Origin of the sequence: Okeania hirsuta, assembly GCF_003838195.1 — a bacterium.
In the GTDB taxonomy this organism is placed as follows: Bacteria; Cyanobacteriota; Cyanobacteriia; order Cyanobacteriales; family Microcoleaceae; genus Okeania; species Okeania hirsuta.
Window position 1 is genome coordinate 37,848 of record NZ_RCBY01000020.1, and the last position, 23,734, is coordinate 61,581.

The following is a 23,734-nucleotide window of genomic DNA, read 5'->3' on the forward strand; positions in this document are numbered from 1 at the left end:
TCTCAAGAGGCATTGACCTTAATTAAACTCGGTGAAATTTACAAAGGTATTGGCGCAACAAAGCTAGCATTAGAACATTACAATAAAGCATTAAGTTTATATCAAGAATTTGATAACCGCCTCCAGGAAGCATTTATTTTTAGTCAAATTGGTAGTATTTATATTCTTGAGTTAGAGCGACTGAAAGAAGAAAGAAATTTTCACTCATTGCATAATTTGTTTGTCAATTCTCGTCAGTCTCAATTATTGTCAGAAAAAATCCGTAGCACTCCAGAAAAAGTCTTAGAACTTTATCAGAAATCTCTCAGAATTTACCAGGAACTTAATAATTTATCTGGAGAAGCTAGTATTCTGAAGAGAATGGCTCAGAAGCGATATTTATATGATAGCGATCTAGACAAACAGAAATTGCTCCAAAAGTCTTTAGCTATTTATCAAGAAATTGGGGATAAACAAGGGGAAGCTTTTGTTTTGTGTCTTCTCAGTGAATTGAATCTGATTGAGTATAGAAATGATGGAGCAGGATGGGAATTATTCGATCGAGCTATGGCAATTTATCGGGAAATTACACCTCAAAATAGCGATGATTTTTCCATAGGTAAAGCCCAAGCAAATCTATTAACAATTGCCGTGGATTATTGGTGGTCAGATAATCAACAAAAAGCTTTGGAATTATACGAACAGTCATTAAAAATTTATCAAGTAATTGAGGATAAAAAAGGCAAGGCACTGGCAATACAAAATATGGGCTATCGCTATTTTTTGTTAGAGGATAAAGAAAAGGAATTAGAGTTTTACACAGAAGCACTAGGTATTTATCAAGAAATTGGCGATGGTCTTGGAACAGCGAATATTCTGGATAGTTTAGGAAAAGTTTACTATTTTTCAGGAGATTTCAAAAAAGCATTAGAATTCTACAATCAAGAATTAGAAATACTTCAGGATGTTAGTCAATTTTACAGTCAAATTGGAGATTCAGAAACTGCTTTAATATTGAAATATCGTCAGCCGATTATTTGGTTTGCTATTGGAAATATTTACTCTAAGTTACAAGATGACAAAAATGAAGTAGAGGTATATAAACAAGCAAGAAAGGTTTATCAAAAATTGGGAGATAATGAAGGGGAAATAGATTTTCTGATTAAAATTGCTGAATATTATGGAAATCAAGAAAACCTGGAAAAAATGGTGGAATTATTAACGCAAGCTATGACAATTTATCGGGAAACTGGTGATTTTCAAGCTGAAGCTAATCTCTTGCGTGACAAAATTGCCGGGATTTATTTCTATAGATTGAAAGACTCAGAAACAGGGTTTTAAATTCTGAATCAATCTCTGAAAGTTTACCGAAAAATTGGCGAAACTGAAGAAGTGGCAAAGACTCTCAGTCGGATTGGCTATTTATATCTCTATGTTGCTAAAAACGAATTACAAAATCCATTAGAAAGTAAACGAAAAGCACTAGAATTTTATAGTCAAGCTCTTTTATTTTATCGAGAAATTAATGATTTTAGTGAAGAAGCATATATCCTCAGAACTATTGGCAAAATATACTATGAATTAGGGAATAAAGAGAAAGCTTTAGAAACATTTGAGCAAGCGGGAAAGGTTTTTCTAGAAAATGGTGAAGATAAAAAAGCAGTAAATATTTTGATTAATATTGCTCGAGAAGACTATATTAAATTTGGAGATAAGGAAACTGCTTTACAATTCTATGATCAAGCCATCCCAATTTCTCAAAAATTAGGAGATTACAAAAAGGAAGCATGGATTTGGCGAACTATTGGTCAGCTTTACTATGAATTAGAAAATCCAAACAAAGCACTAGAAACTTTTAATCAAGCCCAAAGTATTTATCAAAAAAATAATGACCGTTCAGGAGAAGCTTGGACAATTTATGAAATTGGTAAAAGTTACACCACATTAGGAGATTAAAAAAAAGCTTTAGATTCCTATCAGCAAGCTTTACCATAAAATTAGGTCTAAAGCCTCGCCGTTCTAGGGCGACTTTGAAATTGGTTTTTATTCAATAAATCATGTTATCATATTCTTAATTTAAGAAGTCAGTTTATGAAAGCTAGATTTAAGTATCGTATTTATCCAACACCGGGACAAAAAACCAAATTAGCAAAGCTATTTGGTTGTGTTCGTGTGGTTTGGAACGATAGTCTAGCTTCCTGCCAAGAAAAATATAAATTAGGAGAAAATAAACCTACTAATTCTAAACTACAAAAGCTTTTTATTACTCAAGCCAAAAAGACTGAATACAGAGAATGGTTGTCAGAAGTTTCTGCTATACCATTACAGCAATCTTTAAATGATTTAAATCAGGCTTATCAAAACTTTTTTAAATCAACTCAAGGCAAGAGGAAAGGTAGACCTATTAAACCTCCTAAATTTAAAAGTAAAAAGTCAAAGCAAACTGCTAGGTTTACAAAGGGAGGGTTTAAAGTTGGTCAAGACAAAGTTTATTTAGCCAAAATTGGAAAGCTGAAAATTGTATGGTCAAGAGAGTTACCTGCTCCTCCATCATCAGTAACAGTAATCAAAGATTCAGCTCATAGATATTTCTTAAGTTTTGTAGTAGAAATACAACCAGAAATCTTACCTAAAACTGATAATTCAGTAGGCATAGATTTAGGTATTAAAACCTTTGCTACATTGAGTGACGGTACAAAGGTTGATGCTCCTAAGCCACTGAAAAAACGAATTAAGAAATTAAGAAAGTTAAGTAAGTCATTATCTCATAAAACTAAAGGCTCTAAAAGGTATGAAAAAGCCAGGATTAGAGTAGCTAAATTCCATGCTAAACTGAAAGATACAAGAACTGATTTTCTGCATAAATTATCTACTAAAATAATTCGTGAAAACCAAACAGTTGTTTTAGAAGATTTGAATGTTTCTGGTATGGTTAAGAACCGTAAATTATCCAGAGCAATTTCAGATTTAGGTTGGAGACAATTCCGGACATTCCTAGAGGGAAAAGCAGAAAAATATGGTCGTGATTTTAGAGTAATTAGTCGTTGGGAACCCACATCTCAAACTTGCTCTAGCTGTGGTTTTAAAGGTGGCAAGTTAGATCTTCAGGTGCGAGAATGGGAGTGTCTAAACTGTGGCAGCAAACACGATAGAGACGAAAACGCAGCGATAAATATATTAGTCGCCGGAGGGCATTCGGAGACGAAAAACGGACGTGGAGGCAAGCGTCAGACTAGCGTCAAGGTAGCAGCAGCCAGCAAAACGTCAACCCGCCGAGGAGTTACGGCTCGGTAGGAATCCCCGTGCCTTTAGGCCGGGGAGGATGTCAAAACAACAATTAGATGCCATTGAACGACGATGGGTAGAACTTTACATTAGTGAAAAACAAACTCTAGAACAAAAAACAGCGATCGAACAAGAACGACAATATCTCCTCCGAAAATATCAAGAAGTCCAGGCAAAAATCCGCAAACAAAGTCCGAGTTATGCAGCTCTAACTCAACCTCAACCCCTCACCTTAAAACAAATTCAAACACAAATTCTTGATGATGATACCCTTCTATTACAATATGCTTTAGGTCAAAAACGTAGCTTTCTTTGGGCAGTTACTAAAAATAGTATTACCAGTCATCAACTCCCTCCAAAAACATTAATTGAAAAAATAGTTAAAGAATTTCGTCTTACTGTTACTGATAGACGAGTAGACCCATCTTTCTTAGTAGAAACCTCTAAATCTCTCTATCAGATAATTTTAGCTCCTGTTGCTTCTCAACTAAATAATAAACGCCTGGCGATCGTTAGTGATGGGATTTTACATTACATCCCCTTTGCTGCCATTTCCTTACCAACAACCTCATCACAAGCAAATTATTTACCTTTAATAGCTAAACACGAAATTGTCAATCTTCCCTCTGCATCAACCTTAAGTATTCTACGTCGAGATACCCAAAAACGAAAAACTGCAGCCAAAACCATTGCGATAATTGCCGATCCAATCTTTAGTCCTGGTGATACCCGATTAGAAACTGCCGTATCAACCCATAGTGACAATTGGGAACAATATAACCTCAATCGTGCTGCTCGACAAATGGATGTCGGAATTTGGCAACGACTCCCATATACCCGAACAGAAGCAGAAGCAATTCTCGCCCTTTTGCCAAACTCAGAAACTATATCTCACTTTGATTTTGCCGCAAACCGTACCCAGGTAATCAATTCTCAACTGAATCAATACAGAATTATCCACTTTGCTACCCACGGACTACTTAATAGTATTAACCCTGAACTTTCTGGAATTGTGTTATCGATGGTAGATCCACAGGGAAACTTGCTAAATGGATTTTTACGTCTCCATGATGTGTTCAACCTAGATTTTTCCGCAGACTTAGTAGTATTGAGCGCTTGTCAAACAGGATTAGGAAAACAAATACGAGGAGAAGGGTTAGTGGGATTAACCAGAGGATTTATGTATGCAGGTACACCCCGCGTACTCGTCAGTTTGTGGAATATCGACGATGCTGCTACTAGCGAAATAATGAGTAGATTCTATCGGTTGATATTAAAAGAAAAATTATCACCAACAGAAGCATTGAGAAAAGCACAATTGGAGATGGTTTCTGAGACTCCTTGGAAAGCTCCTTATTATTGGGCAGCTTTTACTTTGCAGGGAGAATGGAAAAAAAGTCAAAACTCAAAAGTCAAAAGTCAGAATAAAAAAAGTTAAAAATTATATCATGTCCGGTTGAATACTTACACTTTGGAGTCAGGAAGGCAAAAGGCAGAAGGGAAAGAAAGGTTCAAGGCCAGAAGTTTTTTTTATAACTGATTATCCGAACATGATATTATACCAATTTGAAAAAAGAATGTTACGAATAATAAGCACCATAAAAAGACTTTCAGATAAAGTATGTTTCACGAAAAAGATGATTTAAAACATCAAAAATGGTATTAAAACTATCCATTATACATTCTAGCTTCTAATTTCTAATTTCTAAATTAGAATAAATACCCTAACTATTTGTAGCCAAAATTTATCAATTTGGTATTACATCTTAGCTGGACTTTTGAAAAATTGTATAAAGTAGTTGCTATTTATAGAAAAGTGTTGTATTTTGAAATAAATAACAACAGAAATGAAATAATTAAGGTAAATGCGACTTATTGACAGACATATTATTAACCGAACACATCAGTATTGGCGCGTGTGCGATGAGTTAGCCTTTAAGTCTAAAAACTTGTACAACTTAGCCAACTATTATTGTCGTCAGCATTTTTTCAAGTGCGGAAAAAGTCTGGATTGAACTGAGCTATACCACGACACCAAAAATAGTGATGCCTACAGAGCATTGCCAACCAAGGTATCAAAACAAATAATCAAATGCCTGGTTGCAACTTGGCGTGGTTATTTTCAGGCAATCAAAGAATGGTTAAAACATCCTAAGATGTTTTTAGGTAAACCAAAAATACCAAAGTATAAAAATAAAACTCAAGGCAGGAATGTAGTTATATATTCAAAGGAATCAGTCTATCAAGCCCCTCTAAAAGATGGTATTTGTCACTTATCGATGAGTGACATCAAAATACCTGTAGTTGTTGATACTGTCATTGAAGTAAGGATAGTACCTGCTACTAGCTGCTATATAATTGAAGTAGTGTATGAAAAAAAGAATCAGCCACAAATAAACTCAAGATATGTAGCCGGGATTGACTTAGGGATTGACAGTAAGGTAGCTCTATCTACAAATAAGCCTGGTGTCAAACCACTGCTGATTAATGGGAAGCCACTAAAAAGCGTCAATCAATTATATAACAAGCGAAAAGCCAAGTACCAAAGTGCGTTATCAGGCCAGAAAAAAACTAGCCGTAAGATGGAAGCGTTAACCTACCACCGAAATCGTTTTGTCGAGAATTATCTGCATAACACCAGTAAATTAGTGGCCCTTGTATTTAACCACAAATAATATTGGCACTGTAGTCATTGGCAAAAATGATAACTGGAAACAAGGTGCAAATATCGGCAAAAAAAACAACCAAAACTTTACCCAAATACCGCACGGTAAGTTAATTCAACAGATAACTTATAAGTGTCAACTGGCTGGGGTAAAAGTCATTGAAACCGAAGAAAGTTACACCAGTAAAACATCTGCTATTGACCTAGAAGAACCAATTAAGCATAAAAACTATGTAGGTAAGCGAGTCAAACGTGGTTTATTCAGAAGTGCAACTGGTAAAGTGATTAATGCCGATATCAACGCCAGTCTTCAAATAATTAGAAAGAAATTCCCAGGAGCATTTACTGTTGAGGGAATAGTGAGCTGTGCCGAGAGCGCCAGTATTGGTTAATCCAATATCAAGATAAAAGCTCAGATCGATTTTCTACAGTTTTTTTCGTACGGTTGAATGGGAAGCTTTCAAAGAATAATAGGAGGATTAAACAATGGCAACAGCAACAGCAAATGACACTAATAATAATGCAACTGATATATTTAATTCAGCTACCCAGTCCGAATTTCTTAAACAGTATAACCATGAGTTAACCCAATATTTGAAGGTCGAGGCACTCCAGAAGGGGGATATTAAGGGAAGCAATTCTCTAAATGCAAAGGAATTGTATTCACCAATACAGCAAACTATCGACGCGATGGTTAGGGCTTTAAAGAAATCTCAAGTCGATGAAGATTACATCACGGCTGTTGAAAACCTAAAATACGATCCTGAAATTGAAGCGGCTATTGCCCATTTCCAGCTTGCTCTCGAAGGTAAAGCTAACATTCAAGAGATTCCCTTTAGTCCGATTCCCAAACCGCAACCAGCCCCTGGGGGCGATCCTGGATTGCAAGGGCAAGTTTTGACGGGACAAACAGATGCAGATGGTAAAAATGATCTGATCCGTTATAGCGACTATATCTCAGGTGCAGGCAGCACCTTTGGTGGAGCTGTATCTCAAATGCCCAAAACCCTTTCGACTTTATTTGAAAGTTCAGTTGGGTCAAGTCTATGGAATTATAACAAACTTTCTGGTCAGCTAGAGGCATCTAAAATTAATTTTGCCAACCTCAATAAAGACCTTGAGCTGGAGATTAAGAAATTTTACAAATCTTTTGGTCAGAGTCCTGAATTAATTAGTAGGAGTGGAACCAGTAACCTCAGATTACAAGCGGCAGAAGCTGACCTGTCAAAAATAAATACTCTTACGAATAACAGAGATAAAGCATTATATAAAGCGAAAATTTTCAATCGCCTTCTCAACAATCAAGAAGCTCGTATAAAAGGGCGGTTAAAAGCTAAAAATATCCTGGGAAAAGTCGGAAAAGCTGTCAATATAGGATCGGCGGGCTTTTCTATTGGACAGGGGGGAGCAGATCTGGCTGCGGGAATAAAAATGCTCGAAAATGGAACCTCATCAGAAGCATCCTTGCGGGTAGCCCAAGGTGTATTCGGGATTGGAGATGGTCTAAATCAAGTGCGTGCTCTGATTGTGGACAAAGCTGTTAAAAACATCAATAACCTTGCTAAGGGCACGAGAATGGCGTTACGTTTTGCATCAGTGGTTGGGGGGGCCTTATCTATAGGTATGGGGGTCACCTCAGTTATCAAGAACGCCATGGCGGCGGATGATGCTTTGGAGGACAATAATATTGGTGGAGGCATAGCCTATAGTGTGATGGCAGCCTTAGACTGCGTGTCTATAATTCTGGATGGGGTTAGTATAGGTTTGGACTTTGTTCCCGGTATTGGGACGGCAATATCTTTAGTTGTAGATCTAGTAAATACCCTAGTTGGTGTTGTGAACATGGTACTGGGTTTCTTCATTGATTTATTTGACACCCGAAGCGATGAAGAAAAAGTGCGGGATCGGTTCAATGATTATCTCGAAACCCCAGAGTTTAACCAATATGTTAATAGTTTAGCCGATCATTATAAAGAAGAAGGTTATGATATTTTTTCCTTTATGATCGATGCTGAAAGTCTCGGTATACAAGAAGGCAGTGTTGATGGAACTAAGATAGATAGGACAATTATAAAAAAATTGTCAGACAAAGCCAAGGTGGACGCAGGAGATATGAATCTGCGATTGGCTTTGATTGATCGATCTGCTACAGGCCGGGAACTATCCGGGCGAGACAATGATGATGAAATCCGAGCAGGGCTTGGCTCTGATACGTTGTATGGAGGGCAAGGTGACGACAAACTGTTTGGTGAAGAAGGAAATGACTACTTATATGGCCAGGAAGGAGATGACTACCTCAGCGGTGGCAGCGGTAGCAATTATTTAGATGGGGGTCCTGGTGATGATGTACTTGAATTTAATCCAATATCGGCTGATATGTCTAACATATTCAGCGAATTCAATGGAGGAACAGATAAAGACGTTCTTTTGATAAATCCTGTGCTTCCACAGAACCAGAATCAGGAACAATCGCTAATCAAAATTTTTTCTTCTATGCAACCAAGAATACACCCCGAGCTTGAGGGGGGACTGAGATACCTCAATTGTGCCGGTTACGTTTTCCTAGCTGGAGACACTCAAACACAACGTATCGGAGGCTTGGCTCTGGGAACGCTAATCATCGGGATATCAAATTTTAACTCCAGAATTCACACTCCTGCCTTTAGTAAAAGTATGTTAGACAATGATCCATTTTACTATCAAGCGTCATTACAAACAGATGAATGGCATGATCCCAATCTGTTCAATAGTACCCCACTGTGGTTTCTGAGTATATATACAGCAAAGCCAAATTCATATATTAAGGATAATCTATATATTTTTACTGATGGATACCAATTATATGGTGTAAGCCAGAGTCATTCATATTTTGTTGAGACTGTAAATATAGAAATGCATCCTCATTCGAATTATCTGGGAAAAAGATTAGAAAAACGTTACATTTTGTATACTAATGAGCACCAAAAAGCCAAGGTGTACATTTTGTCAACCGTTAGCGACAGAACTAGAGATAGGTTTTCAATAATGTACACCTATCGTAACCTATTGGAGCATGTGCAAATAGTATCCAAAGATCACAAAAGAAAAGTGTCAGTAGAAGTAGTTAGATACCTAAACAGCCAAGAATGGTCCGACTGGTATTCTCAACTCTCAAAAATAGAATCAATCCAGAACAAAAAAGAAATTCAAGTAGTTAGATACCTAAACAGCGAAGAAGGGTTATACTGGTTTTCTCAATTATCAAAAAGAGGATCAATCCAGAACATAGAAGTAATCAAGGTTCCGGAGAAACATGAATATTATGAACACGCGTGTGATAACACTCCTGTATGGGTTCGGGGAGGTGAGTGGAATGATATCTTGGTTAATAGGCATTATATAATCGTTCAAGGAAAGAAATGGTATGAGAAAAAACAGGTATCTTGGACTCCCCTGGACACAGGTTCCTATAGCAGAATTCCCTACCAGCTTATTGGTAACCACAAACCTAACCAATTCTTGATTAGTGGAGGCAAAAATGATGTTATCTACACTAACGAGGGTGATAATACAGTAGTATTAGACACCATTAGGCATGAAAGTAATACATGGCTGAAGTACATACTGGGCGGCTCAGGTCAAAATACTGTGGTGTTCAATCTTAAGCATAGTGATATAGAGGCTTTAGTTGAAAGCAAACTGAAGCTAGTCTCTCCATCATTGGTGGATGAAAACACTCCATTGGGTGGCGCTTTTATCCTCAAATCTATTCAATCGATATATTTTAACTATCAGGGAGGTTTACCGCTCTATATTGATGCAACAAATATGGATGGCTCCCATAGTTTTGTGATCGACGTATCCCATTCCCCAGAAGTCACGTTTAAGGGTACGATAGGAGACGACTACATTTTCATCAAGAACCTCTTAGTGGGAACAAATGTAATTAATGGTAATGACGGAGCAAATACGCTATCGCTGGAATATTATGAAGGCGCAGAGAAACTTGATGTAGATCTTATACAGAATAAGTTAATCCTGGTAACAGGCAATCACTCAAATAGTACTCTCGTAAAGATAACAGGAATCAATAATATATTTGGTGGACGTCAAGTCCGGATGATTAAGGGACATCCTACAAAACCCAACCTCTTAATAGCCCAGAATGGTGAGACTACTTTGAAAGCAAATGGAGGCTCCAATACTCTTTGGAGTAAACGAGGACGCCATATCCTCATGGGAGGAGACGGTTCTGATACATACATAATTGAGGGACCCCAAATCACTCAATATACCACAATTACTGTAATCCAAAAAAAGGATATTGGTATTGAGGCTGAAGCTCCTCTGGGAACCTGGAATAATCATCAGCTAACTATTCAATTGCTACAGACTGAGCCTCTAGGAGTTAAGATTCAAACTGTAGAATTAGTAGATGAAAAAGACTGTCCCCTCGCCAACAGGGGAAGAATCACGATATCGAGCGATGGGCGACAACTTATTTTTACCCCAGGAACAGATTTTCAAGATGTTCTTAAAATAAACAAGTCTGAAAGAATTCGAGTCAAATATGCCACTATTGGCTCCACTGCAACAATCCATGAATCAAGCGGGGGAAACAGGCTTAAATTACAATCATTTCAAAATCTATCTGAAATCAATTTAACAATCGCTTCAAATGGCGATCTCCAATGGGAAAATCTCCAAGGAGAATTGATTTTTACTGATACCTATTGGGGAGATATTTATCGTAAAGGCGAGACGGATTTAAGAATACTAATTCTAGATTATGTAAGTCGCTTCTGCCAAATACAATTTGGAAAAAATAACACCTTATTGAAAGGTGAAGATATCGTAAAATTTTTCTGCACACAACTAGGTTATCTAATAAGCCAACCAAGCAATTTTGACAATCTGCTGCTGGTGGATGCCTCAACTAATACTGGGTCTCAAATTAATTTAGGCAAGGGTAACGATTTTGTTTTAGCCAAACGAAGAGGAGTAACCTATTGTTTAAATGAGGGCAAGAATATTATTGATGCTTCTGAAATTACTAGCGATTCTGCCCCAAACCAAAAAACTATTATCAAAACTGGGCATGATGACGATATAGTTATCATTGCTGAAAACGCAGAAAAATTTAACATTCACTTTGTGGCTGATGGTAATACTAACAAGCAAGGCAAAAAAACCCTTGTACTTAAAAACCTCGATCTGAATCAACTGAATATATCGGGAGACCAAACTATTTTTACAAGTGCTGGTAGAAACTTAGCAACGCTTGATGTGAATCCCGATCTAATGATCTTTGATATAAACGACGAGCAAATCATAGTGGAAAATGTGATTGCCTACTTGAGAGCTAGGCAGAACGGGGTTGCCTACAAAAGCTATCGCAACGTATTTAAGGTTGACAAAAAATCAAACCCGCTACAGCTGAAACTGAAACTGAATTTGTCAGATTTCAATAAAACAGATGTTGAATTAGTCGTTTCAGATGTCGGATCTGGTGAAATAGCAATAGATTTTTGGGGAAATAAAAAAAGTCAGTACAGGTTTACTGTAGACAATGCAATCAACGGCATTATTATAGAACCCCGGGTCATAGCTCAACAGGCTGTTAAAAATTTTGCCATGGGTATAGTATTTAACGATATAACGTTAAATAATGACCAATTATTATCTAGTTTCATCCATGAAAAGTTGCGACAGTTTCGCCTTAGTCCACTATTTAAAGTTACCGAGTCATATGCCGATTTTTATTTTGCTGGCAATTCGCCACTGAATCTAAGTTGTTTCCGAAAAGATGGTTTGACACGTTTTGTCCGAAAAGATGATGTTGCTTTGACAATTTTCATAGTCGAAAAAGGGGGAGTTGAAATTCAACTATGGTCTGATGCTTCATCCACCGCGATTAACCTATACAGCTTTACTGTCTATGGTACTATCAACGGTACTACTATAGATGTCCGTCTCTTAGCACAAGCTACTTCGGATATGTTTCAAGGTGGCATCCAGTTCCATGACGACCTGCTGCAAGATGCTAAAATCTGCGATTTCATCACTCACAAACTGCAAATCACTCACAAACTGCAAGTAAGACCGAAAGACAGTCAAAACAACTATTTCCTCTCTTTTATGAGAGACTTAGGACTATATGCTGGATCAGATCGGGACGATGTCTTTTTGACAATAATCGCCAAAAGTAATGCTACAGTTGAAGTTCAACTTTTTTGCAATACTCGGGGAGTATCCCAATATTACAATAGACTCATATATGGATTTACTGTAAATAATGCGCTCAAAGGCATGATTATCGATGCCCGTGTATTAGTTCAATCTGCCAAAGAAATATTCCAGCCGACGATCACGTTTGGGGATAAGCAATTGATTAACGACATTCAGGTTGGCGACTTTATTATGGATAGGCTAGGAGCCGGGTCTATTACAGTAACCAAAGACGGCGGTATTTCTGAGTTGTGGCCAAAACATGTTATAGCTAACCGAACAAACCGCAAGGTTATGTTAGCTTTTGTTAATAATTCAGCACTAGATACAAGGGTTGTCGCCGATAAACTGACACAAGATGAAGTCACCTTAAAGATTGTCGTTCACAGCGAGGATGCAATCGTTCGTAATGGCGATGAAATAGAAATTCAGCTTTGGGCTAGAAGTGTACATTTCTACAACTTCACTGTCCAGGGTGCAGTTAAACATTCCACCATAGATGCACGGGTCATAGCTCAGGCTGCTCAACAAGAGTTTCGGGAAGGCATCTGTTTCTACGACAGTAGTCAATCTTCTGATCATAAGATAACGATTGCTAACTTTGCAATTCGTCAGTTCATTATGGATAAACTGAGCGCAGTGAATGGGCATACGATAGAGAGTGGCGATGCATTCAAAAACCGTCAAAAACCCTCTTTGTCTTTTGTCGGTCAACACTTGCGACTGAATGCCACGGCTATTACGAATCAAGATGATGTTACCTTGACTATCATTAAGGAAGACGATGATTGTGAAGTTTTCCTGAGGCATAAAGGCGCTTTCGGTGGTAATCTCTACAGTTTTACGATCAATGGTGCTGGCAAAGGCAAGATCATTAATTTCCATCAATTAGTCCAAGCAATTCAAAACGAATTTAAGGATGGTATTGCTTTCCATAGTCAAACTATGAACGAGACTGAGGTGGGTGATTTAGTCAAACAAAAGCTGCGCTCGGATGATGGAAATCGTATATATGGCTATCAATTGTCTTTCACAGCTCCGGAGTCAATTGCCATTGAAAATTCGTCTTTTGCAGATTTTCGTAATGATCGTGGACGGCTCGAAATCCCTAGCTGGTTCTTCTCTCGTCAACAAGAGGACAATGACATCATCCAATTGGGTCAAAATACCCGAGATCGACTCGAAGGTGAAAAAGATGGTGAAAAGGTTCTTATTCTCAAGCCGCAGAGTTTTATCTACCAAAGCCTGAGGGAGAATTTCAAGCAAAGTTGTAATTATCAGCTATCCATTGAAGTTGCCGTTGATATTATAGCTCGCATGGATAAGTCGGCTGTGAAGTTTGCATTGCTTCTGTGGGCTGGTACGACTCAGCTGAGTGAATACACCTCCCCGCCGGGAGCAGAGCCAAAACGATGGCTTGACAATGGGGTTTGGCATCAATGTATTGTGAATGTTGATGCCCTATCCCATGCAGAAGCTGATGGTCAACCCCTCAAAATCGAAATCAGAAATACTGGTAATATCAACGATAGCGATATATATATCGCTAATGTCAGACTAACAAAAACAGAGCCAGCCTCTCTACCAACAAAAATAGATCTAACCACGGATCCAGTAACCGTCGTGATTCTTAATCACTCTTTTGAGCAAGTAGAACTATCAACAGTCCCCAACGATTGTAAGCAAAATGGTCAGTTGCTACCAGGTTATTTAGCTCAGAGTATGCCGGGATGGGAATTCACTCCTTATAGGGCGGGAATAATAAGTTTGACAACAAACCAGATTCAAGGAGGGGCACAAGATGGTAATAATGTAGTTCAAATTTCGCAAGGTGGTAAAATTAGTCAGACCTTGGACGAAACTTTCGATGCCTTTGGTTACTATCAACTATCTGTCTATTTTGCATGTCGCTCTGGAGCCAATATAGATTTTGCGTTGCGTCTGTGGGTTGGAGGAGTCAGCATTCAATATAATCCGGTGGCTGGAGAAGATTCAGTGAACTACTTCAATCAGTGGCAGCGAAAGATGCTGGATATCGATGGTTCCCAATATCCTGAGGCTCAGGGTCAATCCCTCAAGATCGAAATTGAATGTACTGGTAATACCGTATTCTTTGTTGACAATATTAGTCTGAAGAAGTATGTAAGCACGAGTGGTAATCCAAATCCCCATCTACTGGGGCGGATTGCAAATCCCTCCTTTGAAGAGTATGACTTGTCAAAAGTTCAACAGTTAGATCTGTCGCTGGCGGAATATCGTTTTAGTCAGGAAGAATTGAAGCTATATCAAAAAAGCGGTAAGATTAATATTGGCACTATGGTTTGGCCAGTTCCCGGATGGGATGTCGATTCCCAGACCAACAGTCCTCCAACGCGGGGGATTATGAGAATATGCGAGAGTCCTGCTCGTCTCACCGACATAGAAAACTATACTACTTTATATGGTTACGCCAATGATTTCCTGGGCTTTGTGAACACCCGCGAACAGCCTCTTCCTCATGATGGTGAACATGTGCTGTATCTCTCAGCAGGGGCTAGGATTAGTCAGACACTCAGAGAAAATTTTGACAGAAATCTTCAGTACCAACTTTCTGTATTTATAACATTAGCTGGTTATACAAAAATTCACTCTTCTGACCCCCATGACCAATGGTATCAGGTCTGTTTAAGGCTATGGGCTGGAGAAGTTTTGCTTGGTGAGCTTATGGCACCTGCGACAGATGGCTCAGACGGGTATAGGGTTTTTGACAACCCTAAAAGTACAGATAAATCATACGATATAAGCATGGGATATAAATTAAAGCTTTCTAATTCTGACCAAAAGTTTTACGAGCGTAGAAATAGGTCTGGCTATGCATGGAAGTGGTGCAAATTTACGCTGGAAGTCAATGGTTGGGACTGTCCAGCAGAGGCTCTTGGTCAGACCATAAGGATCGAAATCGAAAATGCCTACGATGCTAAAGGACAAGGTGGTTATGGTGAAATATTTGTTGATTCTGTTAGCCTGGACGATCAGCCTGCTATCCAACGATTGGTTCCCGATCCTCAGGAGCTTATTAACTTTTCAGGAATTGTGAATCCTTCTTTTGAGCTGATCTCCTCTGGAAAAAAAGCATTTCCAGATAATTCCGATCTGGAGTACCCTGAGTTGAATCCCACAAAACTATACGCATGGAATGTTTCCCAAAATCTTGGCGATGATTATATGAAGTATCCTACAGTCCATTTACCTACTCAAGATAGACCGACACCAGAGATAAAATGTGGGTTAGCTCTAAGAATGCCACCTCAAGGACAAGATTATAATAAATTGAGCCAGCTTCTAGGGTATACTTTAAACAAACATCAGGTTTTGCGCCTGAGTGCAGAAATCGGGGTATTCAACTATTGCGGCTTCAATGAGAGGTTTTGGCGTTGGGGTGGCGATGGATATGGATTGTTTCCCGAAGAAGTTCTGTACAGCATGGGGCTATATGCAGGTTCAACTCTGTTGGGAGAGGTGGGCTGGCCGTCTGAATATAAGCAACACCAAGTCAGATTAAATGGCTGGGTGACCGCAGAATTATTTGTTCGTTCGCGTGACTTTCAGAACTGTATTGGGCAGCAATTGAAAATTGAGTTCACTAATAAAAATGGCTCGGAAGCATACATTATAATTACTAATGTAAAACTGGCATTGTGGTCAGACAGTATGTAATTAAAAGCAGGACTTACGCAAAGGCACTATATATATAGCGCATACCAAATTTAGGCGATCGCTGAAAAAATTATAGCGATCGCCTTCTCACCAGAGCAATAACTATTGGACAATAGATCAATAGAACAGGACTTACGCAGGGACTCTACTTATGGCTAGGGCGTTAGCCAATGCCAAAAGCTTACGAATAACTATCGTTAACGCCCCTACAAATGGTGCTTTATACCAGTTTGATAAATCTTTGCTACAAATACTTAGGTTACTGCTATTGAGTCAACCCACCCCTAATATCATGTTCGGTTGAATACTTACACTTTGGAGCAAGGAAGGCAGAAGGCAGAAGGCAGAAGGCAGAAGGGAAAGAAAGGTTCAAGGCCAGAAGTTTTTTTGATAACTGATTATCCGAACATGATATAACCCCTCCCAGGAGGCAGGAGGACCGAGTCATAATGAATAGGTTTGATACCATTTATTATGTAGTAATTTATCTTTTTCCTCCAGCTGATTAATTATGAAAGCTTTGACTGATATTGGTTTTAGCCTTTTTAGGTACTAAAGAAGTACCAGCTTTTAGGTGGTAATGGTTCAATTAGGAGCGTATTTTGGGCAAGATCGGGAAAGAAAATCAAGGGATGATTCTTCTGACTACCTCTTCTATAATTCCCATTCCTCCTGACTTCTGGATTCTTGATTCTGGCTCCTGCCCCCTACCAAAAGACTTTTGAGCGCAAACCCTAATTATTAATTATTATTCGTACCAAGCTTGTAATGCCATTTTCTGTACTTCCATCAAAGCAATATTTTGCTGTCTGGCTAATGCGACACAATCTTCATATTCAGGTTGCACATTCACAATTTGATTCCCCATCTTTGCCACTTTTAACCGTACTGCTCCATAGTCTGTCTGCACCTGATTAATTGTTCGCTCCAAAATAGCACGTTTTTGAGTAGAGCGACGAATACCCAAAGTTGTAGTCTCTCGAAATATTACCTCCTCACAAGCAGACAACTTTTCCGGTAGACAAACAACAGTAAGTAACACTCCTAACCTAGATTTTTTCATTGTCACAGGTTGAGTAAAAACATCTAATGCACTTACTGCAAACAAAGCATCAAAAGTATAAGCGATCGCTTGAGGAGTACAATCATCTATTTGAGTTTCCAACACCATTACAGTTTCTAGGTGTGGATGTGGGGAACTGGGAGAATGATATTCTGTAAGTTGAGAATGTTGAGTATTCACCTCCCCTGCTCCGATCCACAAACGTAAAATATTAGGAATAGCTAAATCGCGAGAACCCGCACCCAAACCCACACATTCTAGAGACATTGACGGTGGCGAGCAAAAACTACTGGCCAAAGTACAAGCGATCGCGCTACCTGTAGGAGTACACAATTCTTTTTCAATGCCATTACTATAAATCGGAACCTGATGCAACTCCCAAAGTTTTAGCACTGCTGGGACAGGTACAGGTAACCGACCATGAGCCGCCCGCACAGTACCCCCACCAGTGGGCAAAGGCGAACAATATAATTGGTCAATATTCAACCAATCTAATCCTAAACAAGTCCCCACAATATCAACAATAGCATCAGTTGCCCCTACTTCGTGAAAATGTACCTTCTCTGGGGCAATACCATGTACGGCACCTTCAGCTTCAGCCAATTTGTGAAATACAGCTAAACTCCAAGCTTCAGCACGTCGGGGCAATCCTGCTTTTTTGATTAATGCTTCAATTTCTGGCAAGTGACGGTTGTGAGAATGATTGTGTTTTTCCGTACTTTGGTCATTTTCTGAATGGTGAGAATGATGGTGGTGGTCAAAAGTTAGAGGTTCTCCATTTTCAGGATTTGCAGAAGTTAGATTGACATGAAATTTCGTAGCTAGTAAACCATTGCGATGAACTTTTTCAGTGCTTAACTGATATTCCTGGGAAATGCCGAGAAGATTGAGTTTTTCTATCAGATATTCTAGGGGAACACCCGCATGGACTAAAGCACCCAAACACATATCGCCCGCAATGCCAGTGGGACATTCAAGGTAAGCTATTTTTTTCATAAATTTTAGGTCTTAGGTGGTAGGTGATTCAATAATTAATAATTAATAATGATTGCTCTGATGATTAAATCTCAAAGTCTTTACAAATAAAGGTTTGAAGATTTTTAGGTATCAAAAAGTGCTAGCTTTTAGGTAGTTCCGGTTCAAAAATGAGCGTATTTTGGGCCATAGTTGGGGAGAAGCCAAATTTGTAGGGCGCATATTTACGGCTAAAATCTAGACTTTGAAAGGCTTTTAACAATCCGTCGCAGGGCATCATTGCATAAGTGTCAGTTTACTACATTTAATACTCCCCATCTCCCCATTACTAAAGATATATAGCAAACTTTTTGAGATTTAGTATTATTTCTTCCTTCCTCTAAAAAGCCTTCCTCCGCTACGCTAAAGGACGGGTCTTTAAACCCCATTTTTTGGTAAATTTTTCCAATCTAAAATCTAACATATGCTTTTTCTATAATCTAAAATAATAATTATGGCAATATTCTATGAACTTCATCCTGATACACCCCAACAAAGACGCGTAGAACAAATTATTAGCGATCTAAAAAATGGGGCAGTGATGCTTTATCCTACGGATACCGTTTACGCGATCGGTTGCGACCTCTATGCTAAATCTGCTGTGGAGCGAGTCAGACAAATTAAACAACTGTCTAATGATAAACCTCTGACATTCCTCTGTTCCTCTCTGTCCAATATCGCCAATTACGCTATTGTGAGTGACTCAGCCTACCGAATCATCAAACGTTTAATTCCTGGCCCTTACACATTTGTGTTGCCTGCCACAAAGTTAGTCCCACGGCTGGTGATGAGTCCTAAGCGAAAAACAACGGGTATTCGGGTTCCAGACAATCAATCTTGTTTGTCTTTGTTGGAGACTTTGGCCAATCCCATCATTTCAACATCAGCTCACATTACCAGTGATGCGGAAGGAATGGCCCCAGTAGATGTAGGAGCAGTTACTGGTAAAGCAGAATTATTTGATTGTCTAGAAAATTTAGTGGACATAATTGTTGATGACGGTTCTGATCCTGGATATCAAGTATCCACTATCCTGGAATTAACTGGCCAAGAGCCAAATCTGATTAGGCAAGGTCTTGGAGTTGAAACTGTAACAGCTCTGATTGGGGTTTGCTGAATAAAGTCTTTTTGCTGGGGTAGGAGACAGGAGACAGGAGACAGGAGACAGGAGAAATGGAGAATTTAGAGGAGGTAGGAGCGGGCGTTTTGTCCCTCAGTTTTTCTGTCCTTAGTTTGCCTTTTATGCTAACTTTTTGAGCATGAAGAGCGGAAACAAGGGCACTTTTTGGGACTCTAAAAAGGCTCAAGCCAATATCAGTCAATGCTTTTAGATTTAATCAGCAAGCCTTAATTGGTTAATATAGCAGGAGGCAGAAGGCAGGAGGCAGAAGGCAGAAGGCAGAAGGCAGGAGGAAAAATCTGGCGTTGTCTGAGTTTTCAGTTTTTGATATGTCCTCACCTTTCCTTCGACTACTATACAAGCTAAAACCTAAAACCTAAAACCTAAAACCTACAACCTAAAACCTAAAACCTAAAACCTACAACCTAAAACCTACAACCTAAGACCTACTACTGTGCCACTTGTGTTTTTGTTACACGGGTGGCACTGCCAATTTGAATATTGTCACAGTCTCTTTGAGTTGGATAATTTGGTAAGTAAAGTTCTGATTTTCAATCTATATCTAGCTTTCGTTGATTTTAGACCGAAATCCGGAAAATATACTTCTGATAGTGAATTAGAGAATTGGTTGTTAACAGAAAAACCACATCATAAAAGTGGAACCCTCCTCTGCAAATAGTTGGGTGAACTTTCCTATAGTCGTAACTGTAGAGGCAACAAAGGAATCACACAGATTTCAACCAACACCTAATCACTCTACATGATTACTTCGTACACCTACCGTGCATTATCCAAAGGTAAAATCAAATGACTGTTAACATTGCCCACACCCCCAACTCCCTGAACACAAACCCTGCTATTGCTCCAGAAGTTAACAACAGCAAAGTTGAAAATCACAATACAGCGAATACTGTACTAGAAATGAATACTGAAACTTTAGCTGCTGTAGTTTTGCAAGAATTGCAAGGTACTTTGAAAAGTAAGCCAGCAAAAGCTGAAACCATAATCACTCGCATCGCCCAAGAAGTAGAGCGGATTTGCCAAAAGAGTAATCGGATTCAAAATTCTGGTGAAGTTCAATCTTGGCAACTTAGTTTGGCTCGTCATCGCTTGCAAAAGTGCGTACAATACTACAAACTTGGTTCTAAACAAGGTCGGGTAGAATTACACTCTCTGCTAGCTTCTATGATTTATCGTCATATTGCTTCTTTTAGAGCACAATTGAGTTTCCAAGGTCGCTATAACTTGATTGAGGATTTTCTGCAAGGTTTTTATATTGAATCTTTAAGAGCTTTCCGCCGGGAACACAATCTGGAGGAAGACTATACTCCTAGAGTGAAATTAGAATTAGCAGAATATATGGCATTTACTGAACAGTACGCCAAGCGTCAAATTGGTTTGCCTGGCCGGAATCGTCAAAGATTGATTGTACTCCGCGCTCAAGGTTTTGCTAAGGGTCAACCTCCTGAAACTTCTCTTGATATTGAAATGGCAGTTGAGTCTCCCAAAGGTGAAGATGCAGAAGCTTTTAGTCGGTCTTCTGCTGTGCAACAAGTACGGGAGCAAATGGTTTCTGAAGCTGTTGACCCTGCTGAGGCTGTATTGCGCGATCGCGTGATTTCTGAATTAATCAATTACTTAGAAGTTCAAGGTCAAGACCAATGTATTGATTATCTGCGTCTAAAATTACAAGATTATCAAGCATCTGATATTGATAAGGAGCTAGGTTTAACTTCTCGTCAACGGGATTATTTACAACAACGTTTTAAGTATCATGTTGAAAAATTTGCTTGTTCTAAAAATTGGAAGTTAGTGCATCAATGGTTAGGTGCTGACATTGACCAAAAATTAGGTATGAATTCTGATAAATGGGAAGCTTTCCAAGCAACTCTTTCTCCTGAACAACAGCAAATTTTACAACTCAAGCGCAATGGTGAAGATGAACAAGCGATCGCGAAGACTATTAAATGTACTCCGAAACAGTTACAAAAACGTTGGGCAAAATTGTTGGATATGGCTTGGGTATTTCGCAATAGTGACCAAAGCTAGTATGGTATCCAAAATGAAAGACATTCTTTTTACTCGTCCATCAATTAAAGTTTGCGATATGGGTCATCCTGCTTCTGTCTAGGGTGGGCAATGCCCACCTTATAGAAGTCATACCGTTTCACGGAAGTTATAAGTCAAAAGTCAAAAGTCAAAAGTAAGATTTTATAGAGCTATAAAACTTTGATTATACAGTAATTTCAGAAAATTATTTAACGTTTAAAGTTTGAAACTATTTGTCACATCTTGAAAGTGAATTTGTATCAGAAGTCAAAAGTCAGAAGGCGCGAAGTGAAAGTTGATAGACTTAAAGTATTGACGTTTACAATAATTTCAGCTTATTATTCCACATCATCAGTTGCTGACTATTTGTGACATCCTGAGAGTGAATTGGTATTATATTCAGTCTATTCAAGATTGTTATGTTATTTAAAATACAAATTAATTGGGACTAATATTCTGTTGAGATCGGCAATTATTATTATATTTAGTAGCCAATAGCCAGTTAGGGGAGTTGTCCGATTAGCGACGTACATTCGTCATTAACTATTTTGAGTTCAGGATTACCATTCCATCAAACAATGAAGCTATTTAAACTATAACCAACTATCAATTATCAATTATCAATTACCAATTACTTACTTTCACAGATATTATCAGTATTTAACCGAAAATAATTTAATCAGTATAAATACCCTCTTATTTTTTGATAGAAATTTTTCCCATCATTCCCATTAAATCAATACTATTTAATCAATTAGATATTTTTAAATATAAAATTTTAATATATTAGTTAGCTGGAGCTAATTAGCAGTTTTGGATAAAAATTAGATATATTGGATAAAGTAACGATTTATTAAAATATATGTCTATCAATATAGCTTTGGCTCCTGATTTGACTAATCGAGTGGCCAATAACTACTCTCAAATTAAGCAAATCTTTGAAACTATTGATGCTCATAGCTGTCCATACTATTATAACTTTCATCTACATACAATTTACTCGGATGGAAAGTTAAAACCTGAAAGTTTGATGGAGCAAGCAATTGCCATCGGCCTTAAAGGTTTGGCCATTACTGATCATCATACTGTTGCTGGTTATCAAGTAGCTAAAAGTTGGTTAGAAAACTGGAAATCTAATGATGGAGACCGCGAGCGGTTAGCACCGACTTTGTGGAGTGGAGTAGAAATTAACGCCAACTTAATTAATATTGAAGTACATATTCTAGGATATGGCTTTAACCCAGAACACTCAAGTTTGCAGCCCTATTTAACAGGAAAAGCGACTCAAGGTCAAGAATATCAAGCTACTAATGTCATCACTGCAATTCAACAAGCTGGTGGTTTAGCGGTACTTGCTCATCCCTGTCGTTATAAGCGTTCTGCTACCGATCTAATCAAAGCAGCAGCTAAGTTAGGAATTGATGGTGTAGAAACCTACTACGGTTACACTCATACTAAACCCTGGTATCCTAGCCCAAAACAAACAGAACAAGTGAAAAAACTCAGTGCTACTTATGGTCTACTTAATACCTGCGGTACTGATACTCATGGAAAAAATCTTTTACTACGTTTATAGGGTGGGAATATCTCTATTCCACCCCTATAATTAAAGCTGTATTGATATACTCCCGATGTTGCGCTTAGGCGACACCACAGGATTAAACTAGCGTGCGGAGTCGCTGTTTATACACCAGGGTCTTCTACCTGTATTTTTATTAGACTTGTCGCTATTCTATTATGAACTTCCTTTACTAGAGTTCACAGAAATTCTTACTGTTTCTGTTAAATTGAATTGCCAGACCTCTTTATTTTAGTGAAAGGGGTCTGCTGTTTTTTTAGCTTCCATTTGCTATCATTATTGTTGTCACAAGCATTACCCCAAAGCTCATTAGCAACAAAACAATTCCTAGAGATATTGACTGGCCAAGATGTAATGATGATTTTGATACTCTCATGATTTTTATCACAGTTTGTTAAATTGATGTATTCAGGATAACAAGTGTTGTAAGAGTTCGAGGCAAATATTAATATTTTGTGATTAAACTTATATTTTCTTGATATTAGACATCTTTAGATAAAGAGGGAGTAGGAAGTAGAATGAGCAAGCTATTTAGCATTATTTATTTTATTTAGGACTTATACCATGTCCGGTTGAACAGTTATAAATAAATGATGGAGAAGTCAGGAGTCAGGAGTTAGAAGTCAGGAGGGAAGAAAGGAGAAGAGAAGGAGAAAGTTTTTTTATCACTAATTATCCGGACATGATATTACACATAAACGCTATTGGTAGTGGATTGTTTAATCTAAAATAGTGCAATAGAATAGTCAGGAAAAAGTTGCTATTTTAAAGATAACATCTTTGAAGAAAAATGGAAAATCACAAACAGGCGATCATTGTCAATTGGTAGCAGGAAACAAGCGATCGCTATTGAATTGATAGTGATAATTATTGAGTATTAGGCGGTATCAAAAACCGGATCAAGATGTTTGAGTTCAACCCTGGCATGATCAGTTGAGAATTGCCAGCTCACCTTAGAGGCAGTTTGGTTACGCTCGGTTTGCCATGCAATTAATTATTTTTCCAATTTTGGCGTTGCACAGTCAGGAATGATGAAATCCGAAAGTAGATATTTTTGGATAATTCTTTCCTCAATAT

At 38.3% G+C, this 23,734-nt stretch carries 12 protein-coding genes; 11 read left to right on the plus strand and 1 reads right to left on the minus strand.

Features of this window, described 5'->3' with window-relative positions:
• Nucleotides 1-12 precede the first annotated feature (12 nt).
• From D5R40_RS05765 to D5R40_RS34680, 8 genes are all read left to right on the plus strand, one after another.
• Nucleotides 13-1,320: a tetratricopeptide repeat protein gene (locus D5R40_RS05765; protein WP_124154342.1), complete on the plus strand. Its 1,308-nt coding sequence runs from the start codon at nt 13-15 to the stop codon at nt 1,318-1,320.
• 51 nt (nt 1,321-1,371) lie between these two features.
• Entirely contained in the window at nt 1,372-1,935 is a 564-nt protein-coding gene (locus D5R40_RS05770) for a tetratricopeptide repeat protein (protein ID WP_124154343.1), read from the plus strand.
• A gap of 135 nt (nt 1,936-2,070) precedes the next feature.
• Nucleotides 2,071-3,273: an RNA-guided endonuclease InsQ/TnpB family protein gene (locus D5R40_RS05775; protein ID WP_124154344.1), complete on the plus strand. Its 1,203-nt coding sequence runs from the start codon at nt 2,071-2,073 to the stop codon at nt 3,271-3,273.
• Between the two features lie 28 nt (nt 3,274-3,301).
• Entirely contained in the window at nt 3,302-4,702 is a 1,401-nt protein-coding gene (locus D5R40_RS05780; protein WP_124154345.1) for a CHAT domain-containing protein, read from the plus strand.
• 622 nt (nt 4,703-5,324) lie between these two features.
• A complete protein-coding gene (locus D5R40_RS37465; RefSeq protein ID WP_205127610.1) occupies nt 5,325-5,939 on the plus strand; it encodes a transposase in 615 nt (204 codons plus the stop codon).
• Entirely contained in the window at nt 5,920-6,321 is a 402-nt protein-coding gene (locus tag D5R40_RS37470) for an IS200/IS605 family accessory protein TnpB-related protein (RefSeq protein WP_205127611.1), read from the plus strand. The genes D5R40_RS37465 and D5R40_RS37470 overlap by 20 nt, the downstream gene beginning before the upstream one ends.
• Nucleotides 6,322-6,415: 94 nt before the next feature.
• Nucleotides 6,416-15,832, plus strand: a complete 9,417-nt coding sequence (locus tag D5R40_RS05790; protein WP_124154346.1) for a calcium-binding protein — start codon at nt 6,416-6,418, stop codon at nt 15,830-15,832.
• Nucleotides 15,833-15,983: 151 nt separating this feature from the next.
• Nucleotides 15,984-16,136 (plus strand): hypothetical protein, encoded by a 153-nt coding sequence (locus D5R40_RS34680; protein ID WP_161564937.1) that lies wholly within the window; start codon nt 15,984-15,986, stop codon nt 16,134-16,136.
• A gap of 444 nt (nt 16,137-16,580) precedes the next feature.
• Here the strand turns inward: D5R40_RS34680 and larC are convergent, their stop codons facing one another.
• On the minus strand, nt 16,581-17,891 hold the full coding sequence (gene larC / locus D5R40_RS05795) for a nickel pincer cofactor biosynthesis protein LarC (protein ID WP_124154347.1): 1,311 nt from the start codon (nt 17,889-17,891) through the stop codon (nt 16,581-16,583).
• A 472-nt stretch (nt 17,892-18,363) separates the two neighbouring features.
• On the opposite strand from larC, the gene D5R40_RS05800 reads away from it, so the two are divergent.
• The 3 genes from D5R40_RS05800 (at nt 18,364) to D5R40_RS05810 (ending at nt 22,654) form a co-directional block, all read left to right on the plus strand.
• Nucleotides 18,364-19,026, plus strand: coding sequence for an L-threonylcarbamoyladenylate synthase (locus tag D5R40_RS05800; protein ID WP_124145221.1), 663 nt, complete (start codon nt 18,364-18,366; stop codon nt 19,024-19,026).
• An 810-nt stretch (nt 19,027-19,836) separates the two neighbouring features.
• On the plus strand, nt 19,837-21,078 hold the full coding sequence (locus tag D5R40_RS05805) for a HetZ-related protein (protein WP_124154348.1): 1,242 nt from the start codon (nt 19,837-19,839) through the stop codon (nt 21,076-21,078).
• Between the two features lie 862 nt (nt 21,079-21,940).
• On the plus strand, nt 21,941-22,654 hold the full coding sequence (locus tag D5R40_RS05810) for a PHP domain-containing protein (RefSeq protein WP_124154349.1): 714 nt from the start codon (nt 21,941-21,943) through the stop codon (nt 22,652-22,654).
• Nucleotides 22,655-23,734 lie beyond the last annotated feature (1,080 nt).

What these genes read in the sequence shown, in the direction of transcription:
- D5R40_RS05775 (WP_124154344.1), top strand. Translation starts at nt 2,071, where the DNA reads ATGAAAGCTAGATTTAAGTATCGTATTTATCCAACACCGGGACAAAAA.
- D5R40_RS05780 (WP_124154345.1), top strand. Translation starts at nt 3,302, where the DNA reads ATGTCAAAACAACAATTAGATGCCATTGAACGACGATGGGTAGAACTT.
- D5R40_RS05790 (WP_124154346.1), top strand. Translation starts at nt 6,416, where the DNA reads ATGGCAACAGCAACAGCAAATGACACTAATAATAATGCAACTGATATA.
- D5R40_RS34680 (WP_161564937.1), top strand. Translation starts at nt 15,984, where the DNA reads ATGGCTAGGGCGTTAGCCAATGCCAAAAGCTTACGAATAACTATCGTT.
- larC (WP_124154347.1), bottom strand. Translation starts at nt 17,891, where the DNA reads ATGAAAAAAATAGCTTACCTTGAATGTCCCACTGGCATTGCGGGCGAT.
- D5R40_RS05800 (WP_124145221.1), top strand. Translation starts at nt 18,364, where the DNA reads ATGGCAATATTCTATGAACTTCATCCTGATACACCCCAACAAAGACGC.
- D5R40_RS05805 (WP_124154348.1), top strand. Translation starts at nt 19,837, where the DNA reads ATGACTGTTAACATTGCCCACACCCCCAACTCCCTGAACACAAACCCT.
- D5R40_RS05810 (WP_124154349.1), top strand. Translation starts at nt 21,941, where the DNA reads ATGTCTATCAATATAGCTTTGGCTCCTGATTTGACTAATCGAGTGGCC.